This window comes from Pseudomonas sp. GLN_2, from assembly GCF_043106005.1.
In the GTDB taxonomy this organism is placed as follows: domain Bacteria; phylum Pseudomonadota; class Gammaproteobacteria; order Pseudomonadales; family Pseudomonadaceae; genus Aquipseudomonas; species Aquipseudomonas alloputida.
This window is the reverse complement of sequence record NZ_JBICMC010000020.1, coordinates 1-17,971: the sequence shown is the minus strand read 5'-3', so window position 1 is coordinate 17,971 and position 17,971 is coordinate 1. Positions and strand designations below refer to the sequence as shown.

Here is a 17,971-nt window from a genome sequence, read left to right as displayed (position 1 = left end):
GTTAACTGTGAATAGTCACTGCACGATAGCCGCTGTCAGTCACGGCGGTCGAGGAAGTTGACCACCAACCGATCAAGCCAGCCCCAGATCCGTTGCTTCACCCTGCGCCACAAAGGGCGCGCATGCCAGTGGGCGAGGTCGACTTCTTCGCTCTGGGCGAAGTCGCGCTCGAAGCTGGCCACCACCGCCGCTGTCAACGGCGGGTCCAGCGCTTCGATGTTGGCTTCAAGGTTGAAGCGCAAGTTCCAGTGGTCGAAGTTGCACGAACCGACGCTGACCCAGTCGTCTACCACAGCCATCTTCAGGTGCAGGAAGCACGGCTGGTACTCGAAAATCCGCACACCCGCACGCAACAGACGCGGGTAGTACCGATGCCCGGCGTAGCGTACCGAGGGGTGATCGGTGCGCGGACCGGTCAACAACAGACGCACGTCCAGGCCCTTGCTGGCGGCCCGACGCAATGAACGGCGCACACTCCAGGTCGGCAGGAAGTACGGCGTGGCCAGCCACACCCGTTTCTTGCCGCTGTTCAGCGCCCGTACCAGCGCGTGCAGAATGTCCTGGTGCTGGCGGGCGTCGGCATAAGCGACCCGGCCCATGCCCTGCCCCTGCGCAGGCACCTTGGGCAGACGCGGCAGGCCAAAGCCTTCAGCAGGGCGCCAGGCGGTGCGGCGGTTGTTGGCTTGCCACTGACGGTCAAACAGCAACTGCCAGTCGCTCACCACCGGCCCCTGCATCTGCACCATCACTTCGTGCCATTCGCTGGTCGCCTCACCGGGCGTCCAGAACTCGTCGGTAACGCCCGTCCCCCCCACCACGGCCCAACGTTCGTCAACCAGCAGCAATTTGCGATGATCACGGTAGAGGTTACGCAGGCCACGCTTCCAGCGCAGGCGGTTATACCAGCGCAAGTACACGCCAGCGTCCAGCAGGCGCTGACGCAACGCGCTGTTGAAGGCCAATGAACCGTAGTCATCAAACAGGCACCGCACCCGTACGCCACGCCGGGCAGCCTGCTCCAGCGCGTCGACCACTGCATCGGCACAGGCCCCGGCCTCAACCAGGTACAGTTCCAGGTCAACCTGGAACTCGGCACGCATGATCGCCTGGAGCATGCGCGGAAAAAACACAGGGCCGTCGATAAGCAGTTCGAACTGATTGCCATCACGCCAGGGGAAGACCGGCCCCGCCATGTCAGCGCGCAGTGAAGATCAGCACCGCGCTAACCGGTACCGACGGGTTGATGGACTTCAACCTGGCGAACTTGCGCAGGCTTTCCAGCCCCGGCAGCAAGCCAAAATCTTCGGCGCGCAGCACCAGAGGCTCAAGGGTCACCACCTGGAAGCGCCGCGCATCCAGGCGGGTGGCCAGCAACAGGACATTGTAGCTGTGCGACTGGCCATGCAGGGTGACCGTCAGCGGCAGGCGCAATTCGATCTGTGCACCGTCGGCCAGGTCATTGATCGGCTGCAGGTCGATCTGCGCCTTCACGGTGGCCTCGGCAAAGCGCTCGACCTCGAACAGGTTGTCGCGCATTTGCTCGTCACGCAGCGGAATACCACTGCTCACCGAGTCCATCTCGATCCTCAACCCGGCCATACCCTTGCGATCGACCGTGCCATGCAACACCAGAAAGCGATGCACTTCGGCGGTGTCGCCGTTCTTGCCGGTGATGAATGACAGCCGTGAAGATTCGCCATCCAGGTGCCAATTGGCATGAGCGGGCAGGCACAGAGCCAGCAATAAGGCAGGCAGCAGACGGGGCAACTTGAACATGACAGATCTCGTGAAACCAGGCCGCCAACCTTACCCGCCCGCATTCATGGCAGCAAGCGGCAGCCCTCACGCACGCTTTGCCAGGCCGCCTGGCTGCGCCGCCCCAGGCCTTCAGCGGTGACTCGCTGCTGCTGGCTGTTTTCCTCCAGCAGGCTCAGTGGCAGCCACTGCTTCACGTACCCTTGGCAGTACACCTTGTCGAAGCCCATGACAAAGCGGCAGGAACAGTATTCCTTGGCCGAGTAGGCCGAGAGTATGCCGGGGAAGTCCGCCAGCGCCTGGCGTTCCTGCCATGCCCAGAACAGGAGCCCTGCCAGCGCCAGCAGCAATAGCCGCTTCATGCCCCCTCCCCGGCCAGTACCGCCAGCACCCGCTTGAGCAGTTCGTCGTGTCGATAGCTGCCGTCGCGGTCATCGGCGTAGCGCACGATCACCAGCTTTTGCTCAGGCAGCACATATAACGCCTGCCCCCAGTGGCCAAGGGCGGCGAAGGTGTCTGCCGGTGCACTGGGCCAAGGCCGTTCGGCGCCAGCCGGCGGCTGGTTGAGCCACCAATGGCCACCAGGGACGGCCTCACCAGGCAGCGCCTGGGCCTGGGCAAACGGGGTGCGGTTGAAGGCGACCCAGGCTTTGGGCAGCAATTGTCGGCCCTGCCAGCGCCCGTCGCGCTGCATCAGCAGGCCAATACGGGCCAAATCGCGGGCACTGAGGTAGAGATAGGAAGAGCCTACGTAGGTGCCTGCCCGGTCACGCTCCCACACCGCACTGCCGATACCCAACGGGGTGAACAGTGCGTGCCAGGGGTAGTCGGGGTACTGCCCGGCATCAAGCATGCCATGCAGCGCGGCGGCCAGCAGGTTGCTGTCGCCGCTGGAGTAGAGGAACCGCTGACCGGGGCTGGCGGCGGCACCCCGCGCCGCCGCGTAGGCGGCCATGTCTGCGCGGCCACGGGTATACAGCATGGCCACCACCGAGGACTTCAGCGGCGCGTATTCGTAGTCTTCCTGCCACTCGAGGCCACTGGCCCAGTGCAGCAGGTCGGCCACCCGCACGCCGGGGTGGGCGCGCATGGGTGGATAGAAGCGGCTGACCGGGTCTTGCAGCTGGAAGCGGCCTTCGCCCTGGGCCACGCCCATTATCGTGGCCAGTACGCTCTTGCTGACCGACCAGGTCAGGTGCGCGGTGGCGGCACGAGTGGGCGCGGTGTAGCGCTCGTGGAGGATGCGCCCGTCGCGGATGATCAGCAGAGCGTCCGTGCGGATGCCGCTGCGCTCCGAGGGGGAGCGTGCAGGAAAGGCGTAAGCGTCGACGGCCTGCCAGTCGAGGGTGGCGGGGTCGTTCTGCCACTGCAGGTCAGGCCAGTCCTCCGCCTTGGCGCTACCTGCAACCAGCGCAAGGATGACCAACAGTACCTTCATCGTGCTCGCCTTGATGGGGGCTGCTTTGCAGCCCTTCGCGGGCACGCCCGCGCTCACAGTTGCAGGAGCGGATTCCCCCGCGAACAGGCCAACATCATCAATACAGAATCAGCGCCGAACCGGCCGCTTCTGCAGCTTGCGCTGCAACGTCCGTCGGTGCATGCCCAACGCCCGCGCGGTGGCCGAGATATTACCCTCATGCTCGTTCAGCACGCGCTGAATGTGCTCCCACTGCAGGCGATCGACCGACATCGGGTTTTCCGGCACCAGGGTATCCAGGTCGGTGTGCTCCGACAGCAGTGCTGCCAACACATCATCGGCGTCAGCCGGCTTGCACAGGTAGTTGCAGGCACCGCGCTTGACCGCCTCCACTGCGGTAGCAATGCTCGAGTACCCGGTCAGGATCACCACGCGCATTTCCGGGTCCAGTTCCAGCAGCTTGGGCAGCAGCACCAGGCCGGAGTCGCCATCCATCTTCAGGTCCAGCGTGGCGTAGTCCGGCAGGTCCTGCTGGGCCAGAATCAAGCCTTCTTCGGCAGAACTGGCAGTGCTCACACGGAAACCGCGACGGCTCATGGCCCGGGCCATGACCCGGGTGAAGGTGGCATCGTCATCCACCAGCAGCAGGTGCGGCAGCTCTTCGCTTTCGACCTGGTTTTCTTCGCTCATCATTCATCTCCTCGCTTGCCATAGGGCAGGCGCAGTTCGGTCAGGGTGCCACCCTGTTCATGACTATAGAGTTTCACCGAGCCGCCCGCACGGGTCACGCTGGCCTTGCTCAAGAACAGGCCCAGGCCGAAGCCTTTGCCCTTGGTGGTAATAAAAGGTTTGCCAATGGCTTCGGCAATGGCTGGCGGTACACCAGGACCATGGTCGTGGATACTGATGACGATGTCCTGGGCGTCCCAGTCCAGGCGGACCTCCAGATCATCAGGGCAGGCATCGGCGGCATTGTTCAACAGATTCAGTAACGCCTGGGTCAGGTCTGGCGGCGGCGCCAGACGCGGCACCTTGCCGTCGCGCAGGCGCTGGAAGCGGTAGCTGGCTTCCGGGCGCATCAGGTGCCAGCGGTTGAGCGCCTCGTCCAGCCAGGCAGTCACATCCTGCTCCACGATGGCCAGGCGCCGGTTGGCTTCGGCTGCGCGCACCAGCTGTTGCAAAGTCTCTTTGCACAGCTTTACCTGGTCCTGGAGGATCTGCAGGTCTTCCTGCAACAGCGGGTCGGTATGGTCCTGGCGCATTTCGTTGATCAGCACGCTCATGGTCGCCAGCGGCGTACCCAGTTCATGGGCGGCACCGGCGGCCTGGGTAGCCACAGCCAGCAGTTGCTCGTCGCGCAGGCTTTCTTCACGCCGCTCTGAACGCAGCTGCTCCTGGCGGCGCAGCTCTTCGGCCATGCGCGCGGCAAAGAAGGTGATCACAGCCGCCGCCAGGGCAATGCTCAGCCACATGCCGTAGACCTGCATCTTGTCCCGCGCCATCGGCAGCCCTTCGAGCGGGTAGAACTGCACCAGCAGCAAGCTGTAGGCCGTCAGCGCAATGCCCGACAGGATCAGCGAATACAGCCACGGCAAGGTCACCGCGGCAATCGCCAGCGGCACCAGGTAATACGACACGAACGGGTTGGTCGAGCCGCCGGAGTAATACAGCAAGGCACTGTGGATCAGCAGGTCACAGGCCAGCTGCAGGGCGTACTCCATTTCGGTGACGGGCAGCGACAGCCGCAGGCGCAGGGCCGTGAAGGCACACAGCAACGAAGACAAGGCCAAGGTGCCGGCCAGTGACAGCCAGGGCAACGGCAGCAGTTCGGTCCAGTAGGCAACGCCCACCGAGCCGGCCTGGGCAGCCAGGACCAAGACCCGAATGACGGTCAGGCGCCAGAGGTTCTGGCGGGTAGCGGACAACGGTTGTACGGCGGCGAGCATGAGCTCTCCTGATGAGTGCTCCAGAAAAATCGGCTGGAGTATACCGAAGCCAGGCGCCTCGCTGCAGCGATGCGGCAAAGCGCCACACTTTGTCACAGGTTCATGATGGCACTTTTGAACCCACTACACTGTTGCCGGTCTTATGGGCCATGCGTGGAATGGATGACCAGCCCCCACGCCTTCAAATGCCAAGGAGTACCACATGCAAATCCCACGTCGCGGCGCTGCTCTGATCATGTCTTGCGGCCTGCTCGCCAGCCTGCCGGCACTGGCCGCCGATGAACCGCGTTTCAACCAGGTATCGCTGCGTGCCGAAGTCAGCAAGGAAGTGGCGCGCGACCTGATGGTCGTGACCCTGTACAGCGAAGCGCAGAACAGCGACCCGGGCAAGCTCGCCAAGCAGATTACCGAAACCATGAACAAGGCCGTGCAGCAGTCGCGCCAGGTCAAGGACGTGAAGATCAGCCAAGGCAGCCGCAACAGCTATCCGGTGTATGACAGCAAGGGCCAGAAAATTACCGGCTGGCGCGAGCGCGCCGAACTGCGCCTTGAAAGCGCCAACTTCCCGGCCTTGTCCCAGCTTACCGCCGATTTGTTGCAAGAGCTGAAAATGGCTGGCATGGACTTCTCCATCGCCCCGGCCACGCGCAAGGCCAGCGAGGATGCACTGCTCAAGGATGCGGTCGATGCCTTCAAGGCACGCGCGCAACTGGCGACTGAAGCGCTGGGTGGCAAAGGCTACAAAGTGGTGAGCCTGAACCTCAACAGCAGCGGCTACCCGCGCCCGTACTTGCGTAGCGCGCCGATGGCGATGAAGGCCATGGGGGCTGATGAAGCAGCACCGGCGCCAGATATCGAGGCGGGCACCAGTGAAGTGAGCATGAATGCCGATGGCCTGATCGAAGTGCAGATGCCATAAGGCGTCCACGCATCATCTGTGGGAGCCCGCGAGCAAGACACGGCGGTGGATGGCACGGGCTTCGCCCGTGTTCGCGGGTAAACCCGCTCCTACGGGTGACTGCATCATTTTCACGATTTTCAGACCTTTCTTACGCACCAATAGGGTGCGTCCTACGCTTTTCCCTTCCTAGAAACATCGCGCAAAAAGCCATCATTTTGCCTACGCAAACGTTTAACTTCGCCAAAAGTTATACCGATGCGACATCCATGTACGGTCGTACCACTTTTCTGACGCCAACTATCCTCCTACCTGTTGCATTGGGAACACCCCCTGCATAAGTATCCGCAGGTCGGCTCACGAGGCCACCTCATCCAAAAAATGACAACAATGAGGCCACCATGCTCAAACACGCAGTCATTCCGTTCCTGCTGGGTGCAGGCTTGCTCAGCGGCGCACCGTCGGCCGTCGCCGCATCCAACCTGGTGTTCTGCTCCGAAGGCAGCCCGGCCGGCTTCGATCCGGGGCAGTACACCACCGGGACCGACTTCGATGCCTCGGCAGAGACCGTGTTCAACCGCCTGACCCAGTTCGAGCGCGGCGGCACTGCGGTCATCCCGGGCCTGGCGACCAAATGGGAAGTGTCCGACGACGGCAAGACCTACACCTTCCACCTGCGTGAAGGGGTCAAGTTCCACACCACCGACTACTTCAAGCCCAGTCGCCCGTTCAACGCCGACGACGTGCTGTTCACCTTCAACCGCATGCTCGACAAGGACAACCCGTTCCGCAAGGCGTACCCCACCGAGTTTCCATACTTCACCGACATGGGCATGGACAAGAACATTGCCAAGGTGGAGAAGCTTGACGAGCACACAGTGAAGTTCACCCTCAACGAGGTGGACGCCGCGTTCATCCAGAACCTGGCCATGAGCTTTGCCTCGATCCAGTCCGCCGAATACGCCGACCAGCTCCTAAAGAACGGCAAGGCCGCCGACATCAACCAGAAGCCGATCGGCACCGGCCCGTTCGTGTTCAGCAAATACCAGAAGGACGCGCAGATCCGCTTCAAGGGCAACAAGGACTACTGGAAGCCCGAGGACGTGAAGATCGACAACCTGATCTTTGCCATCACCACCGACGCCTCGGTGCGCATGCAGAAGCTCAAGAAGAACGAGTGCCAGGTCACCCTGTTCCCACGCCCGGCCGACATCGAGCCGCTAAAAGCCGACAAGAACCTGCAAATGCCGCAGCAGGCCGGTTTCAACCTCGGCTATATCGCCTACAACGTGATGGACAAGATCAAGGGCAGCAACGAAGCCAACCCCATGGCCCAGCTGAAAGTCCGACAGGCGCTGGACATGGCCGTGGACAAGAAAAAAATCATCGAGTCGGTGTACCAGGGCGCCGGCCAGTTGGCGGTCAACGCCATGCCGCCCACGCAGTGGTCCTATGACGACAGCATCAAGGACGCCGCCTTCGACCCCGAGAAAGCCAAGCAACTGCTCAAGGAAGCCGGCATCAAGGAAGGCACCGAAATCACCTTATGGGCCATGCCCGTGCAACGCCCGTACAACCCCAATGCCAAACTAATGGCTGAAATGCTCCAGTCCGACTGGGCCAAGATCGGTATCAAGGCGAAGATCGTCAGTTATGAATGGGGCGAGTACATCAAGCGCTCCAAAGGTGGCGAACAGGGTGCCATGCTGATTGGCTGGAGCGGTGACAATGGTGACCCGGACAACTGGCTGGGTACCCTCTACGGTTGCGATGCCGTCGATGGCAACAACTTCTCCAAGTGGTGCTACAAGCCCTACGACGACCTGATCAAGCAGGCCAAGGCCACGTCCGACCAGGCCAAGCGCACCGAGCTGTACCAGAAGGCGCAGCATATCCTCAAGGAGCAGGTACCGATCACCCCGATCGCCCACTCCACTGTCTACCAGCCCATGAGCGCCAAGGTGAAGGACTTCAAGATCAGCCCGTTCGCGCTGAACGCCTTCTACGGCGTCAGCGTGGACAAGTAGGCTGACTGAGGCACCCGCTGAATCGCGGGTGCCCTTCACCCCCATCACCTCTTCATGTCGTCCTGCGGCCATACGCTACGGGGTCGGCGAACTGTTGCCGTCATTCGTACCCGGAGGCGGCGCGAACAGATGAAAAAGGATTTGCCATGCGCCACGTTACCTGCCTTTCCGCGCTGCTGGCCCTGGGCCTGATCAGCCAATCCCCGGTCCTGCTCGCCAATAACCTGGTGTTCTGCTCTGAAGGTAGCCCCGCCGGTTTCGACACCGCCCAGTACACCAGCGCCACCGACAACGACGCCGCCGAACCCATCTACAACCGCCTGGTCGAGTTCGAACGTGGCGGTACCGCCGTGCAGCCGGCCCTGGCGACCCGCTGGGAGGTGTCCGACGACGGCCTGCGCTACACCTTCCACCTGCGTGAAGGGGTCAAGTTCCACAGCAACAAGGCCTTCAGCCCGAGCCGCACGTTCAACGCCGACGATGTGCTGTTCACCTTCAACCGCATGCTCGACAAGGGGCATCGGTTCCGTCAGGCCTACCCTACCGAGTTTCCCTATTTCAACGGCATGGGCCTGGACAAGAACATCGCCCGCGTCGAGAAGACCGACCCATTGACCGTGGTGTTCACCCTGAACACCGTCGATGCCGCGTTCGTCCAGAATCTGGCCATGAGTTTCGCCTCCATCCTCTCCGCTGAATACGCCGAACAGCTACTGGCCAGTGGACGCCCCAGCGACATCAATCAGCAGCCTATCGGTACCGGGCCGTTCGTGTTCCAGCGCTACCAGAAGGATTCGCAGATCCGCTACAAGGGCAACAAGGACTATTGGGCAGCGAACGAGGTGAAGATCGACAACCTGGTGTTCTCGATCAATACCGACCCGTCGGTGCGCATCCAGAAGCTGCGCCGCAACGAATGCCAGGTCACCCTGCACCCCCGCCCGGCTGACCTGCCGGCGCTCAAGGCCGACAGCACACTGCAGGTGCTCCAGCAACCAGGCTTCAACCTCGGCTACATCGCCTACAACACCCAGCACCCGCCATTCGACCGCCTGGAAGTGCGCCAGGCAATGGACATGGCGGTCAACAAGAAAGCCATCCTCCAGGCGGTGTATCAGGACGCCGGCCAACGGGCGGTCAACGCCATGCCACCAACCCAGTGGTCCTATGACGACAGCATCAAGGACGCCCCGTACGCGCCCGAAAAGGCCAGACAGCTGCTCCAGCAGGCCGGTGTCAAACCTGGCACTGAGGTCACCCTGTGGGCCATGCCGGTGCAGCGCCCGTACAACCCCAATGCCAAGCTGATGGCCGAAATGCTCCAGGCCGACTGGAGCAAACTCGGTTTCAAGGTACGCATCGTCAGCTACGAATGGGGCGAATACCTCAAGCGCATGAAAAACGGTGAGCACGACATCGCCCTGATCGGCTGGACCGGTGACAACGGCGACCCGGACAACTGGCTGGGCACCCTCTACAGCTGCGATGCCATCGGCAGCAACAATTACTCGCAGTGGTGCGACCCGCAGTACGACAGCCTGGTCAAGCAGGCCAAGCAAGTGACCGACCGTACGCAACGCACCGCCCTGTACCAGCAGGCCCAGCAGCGGCTCAAGCAGCAGGTACCGATTACGCCGGTGGCGCATTCCACCGTGAGCCAGCCGCTTAGCGTCAAGGTTTCCCAGTTCAAGGTCAGCCCGTTTGGGCGCAATGATTTTTCCGGTGTGAGTGTTGATTAAGCGTTAGCCAGTACCGGCCTCTTCGCGGGCAAGCCCGCTCCCACAGGATCTCGACAGGTTCGGACACTGCGCCCTACCTGTGGGAGCGGGCTTGCCCGCGACGAGGCCAGAACGGCCAACACAACGCCCCGATTCTGCCCGGCGATCCCGCGGCACCCCTGGCAACACCGCAGCAATCACCCGGCCCACAAGGCCGGCCATAACTAGAAAAGAAAGGGAGCTTTAACCTTGAAAGTATTCACCTTGACCGCACTGGCGTTATCCATCGGTGCCTTATCCACGGTGGCCCAGGCAGATCCGCAGAGCCAGGATTACCTCCCGCTCACCCTCAAAAGCAGCAGCGAGCAAGCGCAAGCCAGCGGCTTCATCGACGGCCAAAGCCTGTCCGGCAGCACCCGCAACTGGTACGCCCGTGAACGTGCCGCACGCGCGCCACTGTGGAAGTACTACAAGAACGACGGCACCCGCCACGACACCCACAGCCGTGAAAACTGGGTCCAGGGCACCATCCTCAATTACAGCTCCGGCTTCACCCAGGGCACCGTGGGCTTCGCCGTCGAGGCTGCCGGCTACAACGCCATCGCCCTGCAGCAGAGCCGCGAAGCCATCGCCGGCCCCAACAACCGCACCCTCACCCACAGCGATGGCGACCCCGTCGGCCAGTGGAGCAAACTGGGCCTGGGCAATATCAAGGCGCGCGTGTCCAACACCACCCTTACCCTTGGCCGCCAGTCGGTGGATACGCCGATGATCGCCTACATCGGCAACCGCGCCCTGCCCTCGAGCTTCCAGGGCGCGTTCCTGCACAGCGCTGAATTCGACAATCTCAGCCTCGACCTGGGCACCTTCGACCGCGTCTCGCCACGTACCGAACAGAGCCTCAGCAAGTTCCGCAGCGAGTACAGCGCCACCGGCGTGGAAACCGACCGTGCCAGCACCGCCGGCATCAACTACCAGCCGTTCAAGAGCCTGAGTACCAGCCTGTACGCCACCAAGGTCGACGACTTCTGGAACCAGTACTACTTCGGCGCCAACCATGTGCTCGGCGACAGCGCAGTGCTCAGCCTGAGCACCGGCCTGAACTACTACAAGACCGTCGACGCCGGCAGCCAGAAAATGGGCAAGATCGACAACGACACCTACAGCCTGTCACTGGGCCTGACCCATCAGGCCCACACCCTCAGCGCCTCCTGGCAGCAGGTCAACGGCAATGAGTACTTCGACTACCTGCACGAAACCAACGGCATCTTCCTGGCCAACTCGCTGCTGTCGGACTTCAACGGCCCCAACGAGAAATCGCTGCAGATTTCCTATGTGCTGAACATGGCGCCCTATGGCGTACCTGGCCTGAAGTTCAACCTGTACAACGCCCGCGGCTGGGGTATCGACGGCACTCACTACCGCGGCACTGCCTACGACGTGAATGGCCTGGATGGCGAAACCCACTACGAGTGGGGTATCGGCACCAGCTACGCGCTGCAGAGCGGGCCGCTGAAAGACACCAGCATCCGCGCCACCTACACCACCCATCGCGCCAGCAAGGCCCAGGGCGATGGCAGCCTGGACGAGTTCCGCGTGGTCACCACCATTCCGTTCAACATTCTCTGACCGTCGGCGCCCTGGCCCGTTTCGCTGCGGGCCGGGGCGGCTACGCTGGAACCAATGCAAGCAGGGAGTTTTCAACACATGCACAGAGCTTTCATGAAATCGCGGCCGTTGCGCCTAGCCCTGGTCGCGCTGCTTCTGGGCGGCGCCACGCAACTGGCGGCCAAACCGCTGGTGGTGTGTACAGAAGCCAGCCCGGAAGGGTTCGACATCGTCCAGTACACCACCGCAGTCACCGCCGATGCCTCGGCCGAGACAGTGTTCAACCGCCTGGTCGACTTCAAACCCGGCACCACCGAGATCCAGCCGGCCCTGGCCGAGCGCTGGGACATTTCAGCCGACGGCCTGACCTACACCTTCCATCTGCGTCAGGGGGTGAAGTTCCACACCACCGACTACTTCAAGCCCACTCGTGACTTCAACGCCGATGACGTGCTGTGGAGCCTCAATCGCCAGCTCGACCCGAACCACCCCTGGCATGACAAGACCAGCGTCGGCTACCCGTACTTCGAGAGCATGGGGTTCAAGGAACTGCTCAAGTCGGTCAGCAAGGCTGACGAGCACACCGTGGTGATTACCCTCAGCCGACCGGAAGCGCCGTTCCTGCGCGACATGGCCATGGGCTTTACCTCGATCTACTCCGCCGAATACGGCGACCAGTTGCTCAAGTCTGGCAAGACAGCCGAGCTGAACAGCAAGCCGATCGGCACCGGCCCTTTCATTTTCCAGCGTTACAACAAGGACGCCCAGGTCCGCTTCAAGCCCAACCCGGACTATTTCCGCGGCAAGCCGCCGGCCGATGCGCTGGTGTTCGCCATCGCCATCGACAGCAACGTGCGCCTGCAGAAACTGCGCGCCAACGAGTGCCAGGTGGCGCTCTATCCCAAGCCCGATGACGTGCCGTCGATCAAGCAAGACCCGAAACTCAAGGTTGAAGAAATCGAGGCCTTGGTCACCGGCTACATCGCCATGAATACCCAGCACAAATACCTCAACGACGTGCGCGTGCGTAAAGCCATCAACATGGCCTTCGACCGCCAGACCCATGTCGACCAACTGTTTGGCAAAGGCAACGCGCTGGTAGGTGTAAACCCTTACCCACCCACCATGATCGGCTACAACACCCACAACCAGAACCCACCGCGCGACCTCGATAAAGCCCGCGCACTGCTCAGCCAGGCCGGTGTGCCCGAGGGCACGGTAATCACCCTGTTCACCCGCAACGGCGGCGGCCCGACCAACCCCAACCCGCGCCTGTCCGCAGAGATGCTGCAGGCCGACCTCAAACAGATCGGCCTCAAGCTGGATATCCGCGTCATGGAATGGGCCGAGATGCTGCGCCGGGCGAAGAACGGCGAAGCCGACCTGGTGTCCACCGGCTGGGCCGGCGACAACGGCGACCCGGACAACTTCCTCAGCCCGCTGCTCAGTTGCGATGCAGCGAAAAGTGGCGAGAACTATGCGCGCTGGTGCAACCCCAAGTTCCAGGAGCTGATCAGCCGCGCCCGCGAAGTGATCGACAACGACGAGCGTGCAAGGCTCTATAACGAGGCATTGAAAGTGTACGATGACGAACAACCCTGGATCAGCATGGCTCATCCAAAGATGTTCACCGCCATGCGTGACAACGTGGAGGGCTACGTGATCAACCCTCTGACCAACAACAACTTCGCCACCACCAAGGTGAAGTAGAACAACAACGACCGCCGGCCACCCACACGGGGACCGGCGGCTCTGCCGTACCGGGCTGATCGCCCCACGGCCTGATGAGGTAACCCCGACAATGTTGAGTTTTATTGCCCGGCGCCTTGGCCTGCTGATACCGACCTTTTTCGGCATCACCTTGCTGACCTTCGCGCTCATACGCCTGATCCCCGGCGACCCGGTGGAAGTGATGATGGGCGAGCGCAGGGTCGACCCCGAAATGCATGCCCAGGCCATGGAGCGCCTGGGCCTGAACAAGCCACTGCCGGTCCAGTACCTGGACTACGTCGGCAAACTTGCCCAAGGTGACCTTGGCGAATCGCTGCGCACCCGCGAAAGCGTGTGGCGCGAGTTCCTCACCCTGTTCCCGGCCACCCTGGAACTGGCCTTCGCCGCCCTGCTGTTCGCCGGCGTCGTCGGCCTGCTGGCCGGTGTAATCGCCGCACTCAAGCGCGGTTCGCTGTTCGACCACGGGGTCATGGGCATATCACTGGCCGGCTACTCGATGCCGATTTTCTGGTGGGGCCTGATCCTGATCATGTTCTTCTCCGTGAGCCTTGGCTGGACCCCGGTATCCGGGCGCATCGACCTGCTCTACGACATCGAGCCGAAAACCGGCTTCATGCTTATCGATACCCTGCTCAGCGATGAAGAAGGCGCGTTCAAGGACGCTGTGATGCACCTGATCCTGCCGGCCATCGTGCTCGGCACCATCCCGCTGGCGGTGATCGCCCGCATGACCCGCTCGTCGATGCTTGAAGTACTGCGCGAAGACTACATCCGCACCGCCCGCGCCAAAGGCCTGTCGCCGGCCCGTGTGGTGTTCGTCCATGGCCTGCGCAATGCGCTGATCCCGGTGCTGACGGTGTTCGGCCTGCAGGTCGGCACGCTGCTGGCCGGTGCAGTGCTGACCGAAACCATCTTTTCCTGGCCGGGCATCGGCAAATGGCTGATCGAAGCCATCGGTGCCCGTGACTACCCCGTGGTCCAGAACGGCATCCTGTTGATCGCCTGCCTGGTGATTCTGGTCAACTTCGTCGTGGACATCCTCTACGGCCTGGCCAACCCACGCATCCGTCATCAGCGCTGAGGCCCTTGCCATGACTAGCCCGATTACAAAATCCGTTTCACCGGCCAGCCCGGTGGACCAGAGCCTGCTCTACCCCTCCCCGTACAAAGAATTCTGGCAAGCCTTCGCGCGCAACAAGGGCGCGGTGATGGGCCTGGCCTTCATGTGCCTGGTGGTGTTCTGCGCGCTGTTCGCGCCTTGGGTCGCCCCGCATGACCCGAGCGAGCAGTACCGCGACTTCCTGCTGACCCCGCCGGTGTGGCTGGAAGGCGGCACCTGGCAGTTCATCCTGGGCACCGACGAACTGGGCCGTGATCTGCTTTCGCGGCTGATTCAAGGTGCACGGCTGTCGCTGCTGATCGGCCTGTCGTCAGTGGTGATGTCACTGATCCCGGGCATTCTCCTTGGCCTGCTGGCCGGCTTTTTCCCGCAGTTGCTCGGCCCGTCGATCATGCGCCTGATGGACGTGATGCTGGCGCTGCCGTCACTGCTGCTGGCCGTGGCCATCGTCGCCATCCTCGGCCCAGGCCTGATCAACACTGTGATCGCCATCGCCATCGTTTCCCTGCCGTCCTACGTGCGCCTGACCCGCGCCGCGGTGATGGGCGAACTGAACCGCGACTACGTCACCGCTGCCCGCCTGGCCGGCGCCGGCTTGCCCCGGCTGATGTTCGTCACCGTGCTGCCCAACTGCATGGCACCGCTGATCGTGCAGGCCACGCTCAGCTTCTCCTCGGCCATCCTTGACGCCGCCGCACTGGGCTTCCTCGGCCTCGGCGTACAGCCGCCAACCCCCGAGTGGGGCACCATGCTGGCTTCGGCCCGGGATTACATCGAGCGCGCCTGGTGGGTGGTAAGCCTGCCCGGCCTGACCATTCTGCTCAGTGTGCTGGCAATCAACCTGATGGGCGACGGCCTGCGCGATGCGCTGGACCCGAAACTCAAGAACGCCGCCTGAGGAGAACGCCATGTCACTGTTGCAGATCAACAACCTGAATGTGCGCTTCGGCGACGCCAATGCGGTACCGGTGGTCGATGGCCTGGACCTGGCGGTGGATGCCGGCGAAATCCTGGCCATCGTCGGCGAGTCCGGCTCGGGCAAGTCGGTCACCATGATGGCCCTGATGGGCCTGATCGATGCCCCCGGGCGCATCACCGCCGACGCCCTCACCTTCGACGGCACCGACATGCTCAAGCTCAGCGGCCGTCAGCGGCGCAAGGTGGTGGGCAAGGACATCGCCATGGTCTTCCAGGACCCGATGACCGCGCTCAACCCCAGTTACACCGTTGGCTACCAGATCGAAGAAGTGCTCCGCCAGCACTTGGGCCTGAAGGGCAAGGCAGCGCGCCAGCGTGCCCTGGAGCTGCTGAAAAAGGTCGAGATCCCGGCCGCCGAAAGCCGACTGGATGCCTACCCGCACCAGCTGTCAGGCGGCATGAGCCAACGTGTGGCGATCGCCATGGCCATTGCCGGCGAGCCAAAGCTGCTGATCGCCGACGAACCGACCACGGCCCTCGACGTGACCATCCAGGCACAGATCATGGAACTGCTGGTCAACCTGCAGAAGGAGCGCAACATGGCGCTCATCCTGATCACCCACGACCTCGCCGTGGTCGCCGAAACCGCCAGGCGGGTATGCGTGATGTACGCCGGCCAAGCCGTGGAAGTGGGCCAGGTGCCAGAACTGTTCGATGTGCCCGCCCACCCTTACAGCGAAGCCCTGCTCGCCGCGATCCCCGAGCACAGCATTGGCGCCGAGCGCCTGGCCACACTGCCTGGCATCGTCCCCGGCCGCTACGACCGCCCGGTCGGCTGCCTGCTGTCACCACGCTGCCCCTATGTACAGGACAATTGCCGGCGCCAGCGCCCGCCCCTCGACCCACAGGCCCACAGCCTGGTGCGTTGCTTCTACCCGCTGAACCAGGAGGTGGCGTGATGGCCGTCGTTCTATCTGCCCGGGAGCTGACCCGGCACTACGAAGTCTCCCGCGGGCTGTTCAAGGGCCATGCGCTGGTGCGCGCGCTCAATGGCGTGTCGTTCGAACTGGAGGCCGGCAAGACCCTGGCCGTGGTCGGCGAGTCGGGCTGCGGCAAGTCGACCCTGGCCCGCGCCCTGACCCTGATCGAAGAGCCGTCGTCCGGCTCGCTGCAAATTGCCGGCACCGAGGTGAAGGGCGCCAGCAAGGCAGAGCGCAAACAACTGCGCCGCGATGTGCAGATGGTGTTCCAGAGCCCCTACGCCTCGCTCAACCCACGGCAGAAAATCGGTGACCAACTGGCCGAACCGCTGCTGATCAACACCTCGCTGAGCAAGGCCGAGCGCCGGGACAAGGTGCAGAAGATGATGGAGCAGGTCGGCCTGCGCCCCGAGCACTACCAGCGCTACCCTCACATGTTCTCTGGCGGCCAGCGCCAGCGTATCGCCCTGGCCCGGGCGATGATGCTGCAACCCAAGGTGCTGGTGGCCGACGAGCCGACCTCCGCGCTGGACGTGTCGATTCAGGCGCAGGTGCTGAACCTGTTCATGGATCTGCAGAAGGAGTTCAACACCGCCTACGTGTTCATCTCGCACAACCTGGCGGTGGTGCGGCATGTGGCGGATCAGGTACTGGTGATGTACCTGGGGCGGCCGGCGGAGATGGGGCCGAAGGAGGACATCTACAACAAGCCGCTGCATCCCTATACCCAGGCGCTGCTGTCGGCGACACCGGCGATTCATCCAGACCCGTTGAAGCCGAAGATTCGTATCGTCGGGGAGCTCCCCAACCCGCTGAACCCGCCGGATGGGTGTGCCTTCCACAAACGCTGCCCGTATGCGACCGAGCGGTGTGCCAAGGAGGTGCCGGCGCTGAGGCAGGTGAGTACGCGGCAGGTGGCTTGTCACTATGCCGAGCAATTTCTCTAATCTTGTGAGGTGATACGCGAAGGGGACGAGAAAGCCGATGAGGCTGCCGGGGTAGTGTGAACTGCTCCAGTCTTCGGTCCCCTTCATCGAAACGCTGATAAGGAATGATGCATTACTGAGCTGAGTGCAACTCCTCCAACAACTACGACTTTTCTGACAGGCGCCTCTGAAACTCAAAAAAATTCAGACTTCGTGCGCAAAGCCCCTCCCCTCTCTACAACCCAGAAAACTCCCGGGACGTGGCTCTATGACACCACGCTAAACCGCGCATAACCCTTGCCATACTTGGCTTTCGCATCGTTGACAGAGCGGCGCACGGGTCTATTTACTTGACACCTTTCACGGAAGATTACACGGCAATTGGATTGAAACGCTCACCGTGCATTTCAGGGAGATGCCCATGATCATGGATCGACTCGACCGGGTCGCACGTTGTCCCGTATCTGGCGAACAGGAGTAACCCCTCATGTTCGAAGCGGCTAGGTTCGGCGACGAGATATCGCACACCAGCGCGCTGGGGGGCTTCCTGATCGGGGCCGCCCTGGGGATTGCGCTGGTGGCCACGGTGGCCATCGCCACGTTCACCTGCGGGTTCGGCGTGGCTTTGCTGGCCGGCCTCGCAGCCGGCATCGGGGGCAGCTTGCTGACCGCCGCCGGAGAGGCGATAGGCAGTATGTTCTCGTCCCCCTCAGGGACGATAACCACTGCCTCACCCAACGTGTTCATCAACAGCCGCAAGGCCGCCCGCGTCGAAAAAAGCATCGGTGCCTGCGACAAGCACCCGGGGCCGGTGCAGATTGCCGAAGGCTCGACCAACGTCTTCATCAACAGCGTCGCCGCCGCGCGCAAGGGCGACAAGCTGACCTGCGGCGCCACCATTTCCGGTGGTTCGGAGAACGTCATCAT

At 62.6% G+C, this 17,971-nt stretch carries 16 protein-coding genes; 10 read left to right on the top strand and 6 right to left on the bottom strand.

Features of this window, described 5'->3' with window-relative positions; genetic code table 11:
* Nucleotides 1-35: 35 nt before the first annotated feature.
* From ACF8Q6_RS04775 to ACF8Q6_RS04750, 6 genes are all read right to left on the bottom strand, one after another.
* Entirely contained in the window at nt 36-1,193 is a 1,158-nt protein-coding gene (locus ACF8Q6_RS04775) for a phosphatidylserine/phosphatidylglycerophosphate/cardiolipin synthase family protein (protein ID WP_003255240.1), read from the bottom strand.
* A 1-nt stretch (nt 1,194) separates the two neighbouring features.
* Nucleotides 1,195-1,776, bottom strand: coding sequence for a YceI family protein (locus ACF8Q6_RS04770; RefSeq protein WP_003255241.1), 582 nt, complete (start codon nt 1,774-1,776; stop codon nt 1,195-1,197).
* A gap of 44 nt (nt 1,777-1,820) precedes the next feature.
* A complete protein-coding gene (locus ACF8Q6_RS04765) occupies nt 1,821-2,117 on the bottom strand; it encodes an amidase (RefSeq protein ID WP_392490537.1) in 297 nt (98 codons plus the stop codon).
* Entirely contained in the window at nt 2,114-3,193 is a 1,080-nt protein-coding gene (locus ACF8Q6_RS04760; protein ID WP_392490538.1) for a serine hydrolase domain-containing protein, read from the bottom strand. Before ACF8Q6_RS04760 ends, ACF8Q6_RS04765 begins: the two co-directional genes overlap by 4 nt.
* A gap of 108 nt (nt 3,194-3,301) precedes the next feature.
* Nucleotides 3,302-3,862, bottom strand: coding sequence for a response regulator transcription factor (locus tag ACF8Q6_RS04755; protein ID WP_003255244.1), 561 nt, complete (start codon nt 3,860-3,862; stop codon nt 3,302-3,304).
* On the bottom strand, nt 3,862-5,118 hold the full coding sequence (locus ACF8Q6_RS04750) for an ATP-binding protein (protein ID WP_014589781.1): 1,257 nt from the start codon (nt 5,116-5,118) through the stop codon (nt 3,862-3,864). Before ACF8Q6_RS04750 ends, ACF8Q6_RS04755 begins: the two co-directional genes overlap by 1 nt.
* A 202-nt stretch (nt 5,119-5,320) precedes the next feature.
* On the opposite strand from ACF8Q6_RS04750, the gene ACF8Q6_RS04745 reads away from it, so the two are divergent.
* The 10 genes from ACF8Q6_RS04745 to ACF8Q6_RS04700 all read left to right on the top strand — a co-directional run.
* Entirely contained in the window at nt 5,321-6,037 is a 717-nt protein-coding gene (locus ACF8Q6_RS04745) for an SIMPL domain-containing protein (protein ID WP_003255248.1), read from the top strand.
* Nucleotides 6,038-6,417: 380 nt separating this feature from the next.
* Nucleotides 6,418-8,043 (top strand): ABC transporter substrate-binding protein, encoded by a 1,626-nt coding sequence (locus ACF8Q6_RS04740; RefSeq protein WP_019750529.1) that lies wholly within the window; start codon nt 6,418-6,420, stop codon nt 8,041-8,043.
* Between the two features lie 146 nt (nt 8,044-8,189).
* The gene (locus ACF8Q6_RS04735; RefSeq protein WP_392498389.1) at nt 8,190-9,782 is read left to right on the top strand and encodes an ABC transporter substrate-binding protein; all 1,593 of its coding nucleotides are present in this window, start codon (nt 8,190-8,192) and stop codon (nt 9,780-9,782) included.
* Nucleotides 9,783-10,010: 228 nt separating this feature from the next.
* Entirely contained in the window at nt 10,011-11,390 is a 1,380-nt protein-coding gene (locus tag ACF8Q6_RS04730) for an OprD family porin (RefSeq protein ID WP_392493670.1), read from the top strand.
* Nucleotides 11,391-11,468: 78 nt separating this feature from the next.
* A complete protein-coding gene (locus tag ACF8Q6_RS04725) occupies nt 11,469-13,079 on the top strand; it encodes an ABC transporter substrate-binding protein (RefSeq protein WP_392498387.1) in 1,611 nt (536 codons plus the stop codon).
* A gap of 91 nt (nt 13,080-13,170) precedes the next feature.
* The gene (locus ACF8Q6_RS04720) at nt 13,171-14,181 is read left to right on the top strand and encodes an ABC transporter permease subunit (protein ID WP_003255257.1); all 1,011 of its coding nucleotides are present in this window, start codon (nt 13,171-13,173) and stop codon (nt 14,179-14,181) included.
* Nucleotides 14,182-14,191: 10 nt separating this feature from the next.
* Nucleotides 14,192-15,118 carry an ABC transporter permease subunit gene (locus ACF8Q6_RS04715; RefSeq protein WP_003255259.1) on the top strand — a complete coding sequence of 309 codons (927 nt, stop codon included), beginning with the start codon at nt 14,192-14,194 and terminating at the stop codon, nt 15,116-15,118.
* 10 nt (nt 15,119-15,128) lie between these two features.
* Nucleotides 15,129-16,097 (top strand): ABC transporter ATP-binding protein, encoded by a 969-nt coding sequence (locus ACF8Q6_RS04710; protein ID WP_392490896.1) that lies wholly within the window; start codon nt 15,129-15,131, stop codon nt 16,095-16,097.
* The gene (locus tag ACF8Q6_RS04705; RefSeq protein ID WP_003255261.1) at nt 16,097-17,065 is read left to right on the top strand and encodes a peptide ABC transporter ATP-binding protein; all 969 of its coding nucleotides are present in this window, start codon (nt 16,097-16,099) and stop codon (nt 17,063-17,065) included. The genes ACF8Q6_RS04710 and ACF8Q6_RS04705 overlap by 1 nt, the downstream gene beginning before the upstream one ends.
* Before the next feature lie 466 nt (nt 17,066-17,531).
* Nucleotides 17,532-17,971: PAAR domain-containing protein (locus ACF8Q6_RS04700; RefSeq protein WP_392498385.1), on the top strand; the 440-nt coding region annotated here is incomplete at its 3' end.

Excerpts from the sequence above, each read along its gene's own strand:
- ACF8Q6_RS04760 (WP_392490538.1), bottom strand. The coding sequence starts at position 3,193 with ATGAAGGTACTGTTGGTCATCCTTGCGCTGGTTGCAGGTAGCGCCAAG.
- ACF8Q6_RS04740 (WP_019750529.1), top strand. The coding sequence starts at position 6,418 with ATGCTCAAACACGCAGTCATTCCGTTCCTGCTGGGTGCAGGCTTGCTC.
- ACF8Q6_RS04775 (WP_003255240.1), bottom strand. The coding sequence starts at position 1,193 with ATGGCGGGGCCGGTCTTCCCCTGGCGTGATGGCAATCAGTTCGAACTG.
- ACF8Q6_RS04735 (WP_392498389.1), top strand. The coding sequence starts at position 8,190 with ATGCGCCACGTTACCTGCCTTTCCGCGCTGCTGGCCCTGGGCCTGATC.
- ACF8Q6_RS04705 (WP_003255261.1), top strand. The coding sequence starts at position 16,097 with ATGGCCGTCGTTCTATCTGCCCGGGAGCTGACCCGGCACTACGAAGTC.
- ACF8Q6_RS04720 (WP_003255257.1), top strand. The coding sequence starts at position 13,171 with ATGTTGAGTTTTATTGCCCGGCGCCTTGGCCTGCTGATACCGACCTTT.
- ACF8Q6_RS04770 (WP_003255241.1), bottom strand. The coding sequence starts at position 1,776 with ATGTTCAAGTTGCCCCGTCTGCTGCCTGCCTTATTGCTGGCTCTGTGC.
- ACF8Q6_RS04725 (WP_392498387.1), top strand. The coding sequence starts at position 11,469 with ATGCACAGAGCTTTCATGAAATCGCGGCCGTTGCGCCTAGCCCTGGTC.
- ACF8Q6_RS04745 (WP_003255248.1), top strand. The coding sequence starts at position 5,321 with ATGCAAATCCCACGTCGCGGCGCTGCTCTGATCATGTCTTGCGGCCTG.
- ACF8Q6_RS04715 (WP_003255259.1), top strand. The coding sequence starts at position 14,192 with ATGACTAGCCCGATTACAAAATCCGTTTCACCGGCCAGCCCGGTGGAC.
- ACF8Q6_RS04755 (WP_003255244.1), bottom strand. The coding sequence starts at position 3,862 with ATGAGCGAAGAAAACCAGGTCGAAAGCGAAGAGCTGCCGCACCTGCTG.
- ACF8Q6_RS04710 (WP_392490896.1), top strand. The coding sequence starts at position 15,129 with ATGTCACTGTTGCAGATCAACAACCTGAATGTGCGCTTCGGCGACGCC.
- ACF8Q6_RS04765 (WP_392490537.1), bottom strand. The coding sequence starts at position 2,117 with ATGAAGCGGCTATTGCTGCTGGCGCTGGCAGGGCTCCTGTTCTGGGCA.
- ACF8Q6_RS04750 (WP_014589781.1), bottom strand. The coding sequence starts at position 5,118 with ATGCTCGCCGCCGTACAACCGTTGTCCGCTACCCGCCAGAACCTCTGG.